Origin of the sequence: Paraburkholderia strydomiana, assembly GCF_031456815.1 — a bacterium.
Taxonomy (GTDB): Bacteria; Pseudomonadota; Gammaproteobacteria; order Burkholderiales; family Burkholderiaceae; genus Paraburkholderia; species Paraburkholderia caledonica.
On the sequence record NZ_JAVDVL010000036.1, the window covers coordinates 1 to 7,165 of the forward strand.

2 protein-coding genes are annotated in these 7,165 nt (G+C 67.3%); both read right to left on the reverse strand.

The annotated features are described in order from the left end of the window. Nucleotides 1-1,865, reverse strand: a 1,865-nt coding sequence (locus tag J2W46_RS34205; protein WP_310360425.1) for a condensation domain-containing protein, incomplete at its 3' end; no start/stop codon positions are given. Nucleotides 1,866-1,930: 65 nt separating this feature from the next. Further along, nucleotides 1,931-7,165: amino acid adenylation domain-containing protein (locus J2W46_RS34210; RefSeq protein WP_374726920.1), on the reverse strand; the 5,235-nt coding region annotated here is incomplete at its 5' end.

A 7,165-nucleotide genomic window follows, 5' to 3' on the forward strand; every position in this document is an offset into this window, starting at 1 on the left:
GCAAGGCGTGCGGGCGGATACTCAGGATCGAGCGGCACGAACGCCCCACCCGAGCGGATGATCCCAAGCAGCGCCGCAACCAGCGCCGGGCCGCGCGCCACGCACAACCCCACGCGACGCTCGGCGCCAACGCCTCGCGCGACGAGCTTCGCAGCCAGCGCCGCCGACCACGCGTCCAGTTCCGCATAGGTGAGCGATTCATCCTCGCAGCGCAGCGCGATCGCATGCGGCGAGCGCTTCGCCTGCGCCGCGAGCGCCATCCCGAGCGACTCGAACGCATAACGCTGCAACGGCGCTGCTTCGTATCGCCCGGGCAGCGTCAACGATCCAACGCGCCGCGCGACGTCCTCGGCCATCTGATCCAAAATCGCTTCGTACTGCAATGCAACTCGCTCGACGGTGCTTGCATCGAACACATCCGCCGCATAGTTGAACATCAGGCGCAGGCCGTGCCCGTCGTCCACCACGTTCAGCACAAGATCGAAACGCGCCGTGTCCGTGCCGCCTGCCTCCGGCTCCACGACAAGTCCTGGCATCGCAACGGACGCGCTACTCGTCGCCTGCTCGAGGTTGAACATCACCTGAAACAGCGGCGAGCGCCCGAGATCGCGTTCGATCCGCAATGCGTCGAGGATGCTGCCGAACGGCGCCGCCTGGTGCGCATGCGCTTCGAGCACACGCTCATGCAATCCAGCGAGCAGCGTGCCGAACGGCATGCGGCCGTCCACGTCGACGTCGATCACGAGCGTGTTGACGAAAAAGCCGATCAGCCCTTCCGTCTCGCTGCGCTGCCGTCCCGCCGACGGCACGCCGATCCGTACGCCCGACTGCCCGTCATAGCGATACAGCAAGGCGGCATACGCGCCAAGCAGTAAAGTGAAAAGCGTCGTGCGCTGCGCGCGCGCGACTTCGCGCAAGCGCCCGGCGAGCGGCGGCCCGACGTCGCGCCGCGCCCGTCCGCCCTCGATGCCGCGCACCGCAGCGCGCGGCCGATCCAATGGTAGTTCGAGCGCGGGGCGATCGGTGCCGAGGCGCTGCGTCCAATACGCTAGATCGTCAACGAGCGCGCCGTCCTGCCATTCACGCTGCCATGCAGCGACGTCGCCGAAATGAATTTCGACGGGCGGCAGCGCGCGAGCCAGCGGCGCATCCTCGCCCGCGAGCGCCGCGCGATACAACGCCGCGAGTTCGCGAACGAGCAATGACTGCGACCAGCCGTCGGACACGATGTGATGCACGACGATCGAGAGCGTGTGACGCTCTGCCCCGATCGCGATGAGATCGACACGCAGCAGCGGCCCCTTCACCAGGTCGAACGGTTCGCGCGCGGCGGCACGCAGCGTGTCGCGCAGTTGCGCGGCGTCTTCGAGCGCGTGCTCATGCCATAGGTAGTGGGCGCCGTCGCCGATGTGCTGCGCGACCACGCCGCGCGTCTCCACGAAGCGCGTACGCAGTGCGCCATGGCGTGCGACGAGCGCATCGAATGCACGGCGCAGTGCTGGCACATTGAGACGTCCCGTCAACCGCAGCGCACGCGACAGGTTGTACGCCGGGTTCTGCGGATCGAGTTTCCACAAGAACCACAGGCGCTCCTGCGCGGGCGCAAGGGGGTAAAGCGCGGAGCCGGGTGAAGAAGGAACGCCGTCCGCATCGTTCGCGTTGCCAGCCTCGCGCGACAACGGCACGATCGGCAGACGCGCGGGATCGATGCCCTGCTCGCTCGCCTTCTCGCGAAAACGGCGCCGACGCTCCGGCGACAATGCCGCGTACTTGCGCGCAATCGCGAGCGCGTGGCTCGGCGCGTCGCCGATGACTGTGGAGGAATCCGGCGCTGCGGCCGGTTCGTTGCGGGTCGTGGTCTGCATGACGTCAGTCTGGTCAGTCTGAATAGGTAAGCGGGCGCGTCGCGCCCGCGCATGGTGTTCGCTTCTCAATCCAGCGCATCGAACAGTCCATCGAGCGCCTGCAACTCATCGCTCGCGGTCTTTCCCGACGACACGTCGACCTGCGTGTTTCCATCCACAACGTCCGTAAGCAGTCGAGCCAACAGCCTCGGTGTAGGACTGTTGAACAGCGCCGCGAGCGCAACCTTTCGTCCGAGCTCTTCCGACAGTCGGGCAATCAATCGCACCGCCGCGAGCGAGTGGCCACCGAGCGCGAAGAAATCGTCGTCGGCGCCGACACGCGCGAGCCCCAGCACATCGCCAAACAGCCGCGCCGTCAGCACTTCGATTTCGCCCGATGGCTCCGCCCACTGCGCCTCGCTTTGCGGCGACACCTCGAACCGCGCGAGCGCGTTGCGATCGAGCTTGCCGTTCGCGGTGCGAGGCAGCGCGTCGATCTCGTAGAGCGCCGCGGGAACCATGTAGCCCGGCAGACGTGTGGCAAGCGTCTGGCGCCAGCCTGCCGGTACCGCGGGTGATTGGCCCACCACATACCCGACGAGCCGCGCTTCGGCGTCACCTGCGCCCGACACGAGCGCGACTGCGGCGTCGAGCACGCCGTTGAAGTCGCGCAGCGCCGCCTCGATTTCGCCCAGTTCGATTCGATAACCGCGCAGCTTGACCTGCTGGTCGATCCGGCCAAGGCATTCGACTTCGCCGTCGGGCCGCTCGCGACACAGGTCGCCTGTGCGGTACATCCGCGCACCCGGCGGCCCGTACGGATCAGGCACGAAGCGCTCGGCGGTGAGTCCGGCGCGACCCAGATAACCGCGCGCAAGATTGTCGCCGCCGATGCACAGTTCCCCGACGCCGCCTTGCGGCGTCAACTGGCCGCTCGCGTCGACGATGCGCAGCGCGTTCGCATGCAGCGCGCGACCAATGGTGACCGCTCCGCCTTGAGACACCCGGGCGCAAGTCGACCAGATCGTCGTTTCGGTCGGGCCATAGAGGTTCCACAAATCGACGCCGCGTTGCGCGAGTTGAACCGTCAGGTCTGCGGGCAACGGCTCGCCGCCGGCGATGCCGGTGAGTCGTCCACGCGACGCCCCGCGCCAACCCGATTCGATCAGAAGACGCCAGCCGCTAGGTGTTGCCTGCATGATGCTCGCGCCGCTTTCATCGATAAGACGCGCGAGCGCAGCGCCGTCCGCGACCGTGGCGGCGTCGGCCATTTCGACGCAAGCGCCTTTCATGAGCGGCAGGCAGAATTCCAGCAGCGAGATGTCGAACGACGGTGTAGTGACTGACAATAGTACGTCGTCCTTATCGATGCCCATGGTGATATCGACACTCTCGAGCAGCCTCGCCAGCGCGCCGTGAGAAACCGCAACGCCCTTGGGTCGCCCTGTCGAACCTGACGTGTAGATCACGTAGGCGAGTTCCGAACCGGTGCATGGCAATACGGGTGGCGGCACTGTTGCCGCCTTGCCGACCACGGCGTTAGGGACACCCGGAGCTCCGACCTCTGCGCCAATCCCACCATTCACCACGACACGACCGTCGAGCGCGCTGCCGAGCCGCGCGCGCCCTTCTTCGTCTGCGATGACCCGCGTTATGCCTGCGTCGTCCAGCATGGCGGCGAGGCGCTCCGCCGGGAACGACGGGTCGAGCGGCACATAAGCCGCGCCGCTGCGCCACACGCCGAGCATGCTGGCAATCAGCGCCGGCGAGCGGCGCATGCAGACGGCTACGCACTCCTCCCGCGCGACGCCGCTCGCACGCAAACGCGCGTCGATCGTCGCGGACCAACGGGCGAGCGTCGCGTAGTCGAACGCTTCGCCGTTTTGCCGGATGGCGATGCGATGCGGCACGCGCGACGCCTCAGCCGCAAAGCGTTCGTGCCACGCGAGCGGCGCGGCTTCTGGCAACGGCTCGGCGTGCGGCGCACCTCGCCGCACCGCAAGTTCGCCGACGAAGCGCGGCGCGTGCTCACCGTCGTCAGCGAGTTGATCGAGGAGCCCGAGATATTGCCGCTGCAACTGCTCGACCTGAGTACGCGTGAGCCGCCGGTTGTCCCACTGCCATTGCAGTTCGATGCGTGTCGCCGGCAGGATCGTCAACGTCAGCGGATAGTGTGTGCGTTCGAACGAATCCACGCGCACCACACGCAGCGCGTCGGTTGCCGTGGACGCCGCGCGAGCCGCAACCGGATAGTTCTCGAACACGATCAGGCTGTCGAACAACGCGTCGCCGCTGCGACCTGCCCACTGCTGCAGCGACGATAGCGGCGTATGCTCGACCTCACGCATTTGCATGTTGCAGGTCTGCAATTCGTCGAGCCATGCCGGTATCGTCACCTCGCCGGGCACCGCTGCAAACACGGGAAGGCTATTGATAAACAGTCCGAACATTTGATCTGATCCAGCGAGAGATGCGGGCCGCCCCGACACCGTGACACCAAAGGCCACCGTCCGCTTGCCGCTCGCGCGCGCGAGCAGCACGGCCCACGCGCCCTGCATCAACGTGTTGAGCGTCACGCGATGCCGCTGCGCGGCGCGGCGCACTCGCGCATCGAGCGGCGCGTCCAGTTCGAGCGTGAGCTTGCGTGGCACGCTCGCCGCCTCGCTCGAATCTATGCCGAGCGGCGCGACAAGGCTGGCTGTGAGCGTGCCGGTATCGTCGGTGGCAGGGAGCCGCTCGCTCCACCAATCCCGTGGATCGGGTTGCACAGCGAGCCACTCGACATAGCGCCGGTACGATGGCGGCATGCCTGCGGCAGCGCGCGCGCCGTCAGTCGGGGAAACGCCCAACGCACGCTCGTAGTCGTCGAATACTTCGGCCAGCAGACGTGCGCCGCTCCAGCCGTCGGTCAGTACATGGTGATGCGTGCGCACGAGGTCGAAGCGGCCATCCGGACGCCGGAACACGTTGACACGCATCAGCGGCGCGCGCGACGCATCGATTCCCGCAGCGATGTCCGCCGCGCGCCACGTGGCGAGGCGCGCGTCGTAGTCGTGTGCATCGCACCAGTCGTGCACCGCAAACGGCAGCACGGCTTCGCGCTGCACGATCTGCAACGCCGCTTCGCCATGACGCCACTCGAAGCGCGTGCGCAACATGTCGTGCCGCGCGATGGCGGCCTGCCAGGCGGCGCGCAAGGCGGCGGCGTCGAGGCGGCCGCCGAGCGTCAGCAGCAACTGGTTCACATACACGCCCTCGCCCTGCTGTAACTCGCTGTGATAGAGCAAGCCCTGCTGCAATGGTGTAGCCGGATAGATATCGGCGACGCCGCCAAGCGGCAGGCGCAGCGCGCGCAACTGCACCTGGTCGAGGCCCGACAACGGGAAATCCGACGCTGTCGCGCCCGGTGGTGCGGCGACGCAGTGCGCGATCAGTGCGTCGACGTGTTGATCGAAGGCCGCGACAATGCGCTCGACGCTTTCACGCGCGATGCGCGCCGGATCGAAGCGCCAGCGTAGCAGCAGCGTGTCGCCGGTGACGATGCCGTTGAGGTCGAGCGCGTAATCGACGCGCGCGCCGGGTCCGTGGCTGCTGCCTGCATCATCGGAGCTGAAGGTGAAGCGCGATGCCGCGTCGAACGACTGGTCGAAGCGCCCGAGATAGTTGAAGCTGATCGCCGGACGCGGCCGCGCGCGGCTCGCGTCGAGCAGCCCCCAGTGCATCCCTTTGTGAGGCACGGCACGCACTCGCTCCTTGACCGCAACGAGGGCATCGCCAGGTGCTGCCGGGGCTCCTGGAAGCGCGACCGGGAAGCGCGTTGTGAACCAGCCGACGGTGCGGCTCAGGTCGGCACCGTCGATCACGTCTTCGCGGCCATGGCCTTCCAGTTCGACGGCAATTTCAGCCGCGCCGCTCCACGCGCCCAGCGCCTGCGCAAGCGCGGCGAGCAGCAATTCGTCGACGCGCGTGCGATAGGCGCGCGACGCGTTTTGCAGCAGATCGCGCGTGCGGCTAGCGTCGAGTGTCCAGTCGATTGTTTCGCTTCCGGCGACGCGCGTGCCTGCGGGTGCACGCAACGGAAGTTCCGAAGCCTCATCGAGGACACTCAGCGCGTTCTGCCACCAACTGGCTTCCGACTGAACTGCATCGGAGTGCGAATATTGTTCGAGCGCGCGCACCCAGGCGCGCCATGGCATCGACGTCGCCGGCAGTGCGACGGGTTCGTCGCGTTCGGCCTGTTCGTAGGCGGTTTGCAGTTCTTCGAGGAGCACGCGCCAGGAGACGCCGTCCACCGCCAGGTGATGGATCGCGATCAGTACGCGCGTTTCGTCGGGCGTCTCGAAGTGGCCTATGCGCCAGACCGGGCCGTGTTCGATGTTCAGACTCGACTGGATGCGGTCGCAGGCCGCTGTCAGCCGGGCAAGCGAGGCGAGGTGGTCGTGATGGACTACCGCTGTGCTAGCTGAGTGTGATGGTTGTGAGGTCTGCGATGCTTGCGCTCCCCCTGGAGCGTCTGGTGCTGTTGAGGTCTGCGATGCTTGAGAGGCTTCAGACATTCGCGCGGACATCTCTGACGCCCCTGCTTGCTTCACCGCCACCTGCTTCCACTCCCCTGCCTCCTTCACGAACCGCAGCCGCAACGCGTCGTGCCGTGCCTCCAGCGCCGCCACCGCGCGCTCCAGCGCCACCGGCACGAGCCGCCCTTTCACCTTCAGCAACACCGCCTGGTTCCAGTGCGATTCCCCTTGCGGATAGCGCTCGAAGAAGAGCCGCTGGATCGGCGTCAATGGCAGCGCGGCGCCGTCGTCGAACTCCTGTACTGCGCCCGCGTCCAGCCGCTGTGCGCGTTGCGCGAGGCCCGCCACGGTCGGATGCTCGAACACCTGCCGCGGCGTCAGCCGCCAGCCGGCCTCGCGTGCCCGCGCGATGATCTGCAGGCTCTGGATCGAGTCGCCGCCCGCTTCAAAGAAGTTGTCCGTCACACCGAGGTCATCGCGCCCGAGCACGGCCGCCCAGATCGACAGCAGTGCCGCTTCGACCTCGTTCGACGGCGCCACCCGTTCGATCGCCCCCGCCTGCGGCGTGGGCAGCGACGCCCGGTCGAGCTTGCCGTTGGGCATCCACGGCAGCCGCGCGAGCACTGTTATCGATGACGGCACCATGTAGCCCGGCAGCTTCTGCTCCAGTTCGCGCTGCAGACGCTGCGGGTCGAGCGGCTGCAGGGACGCTGCATCGGACTGCCCCGCCACATACGCCGCGAGCCGCTGCTTCTGCGCCTCGCCCACCACGATCACCGCGGCTTCGCGCACGCCCTCGCACTG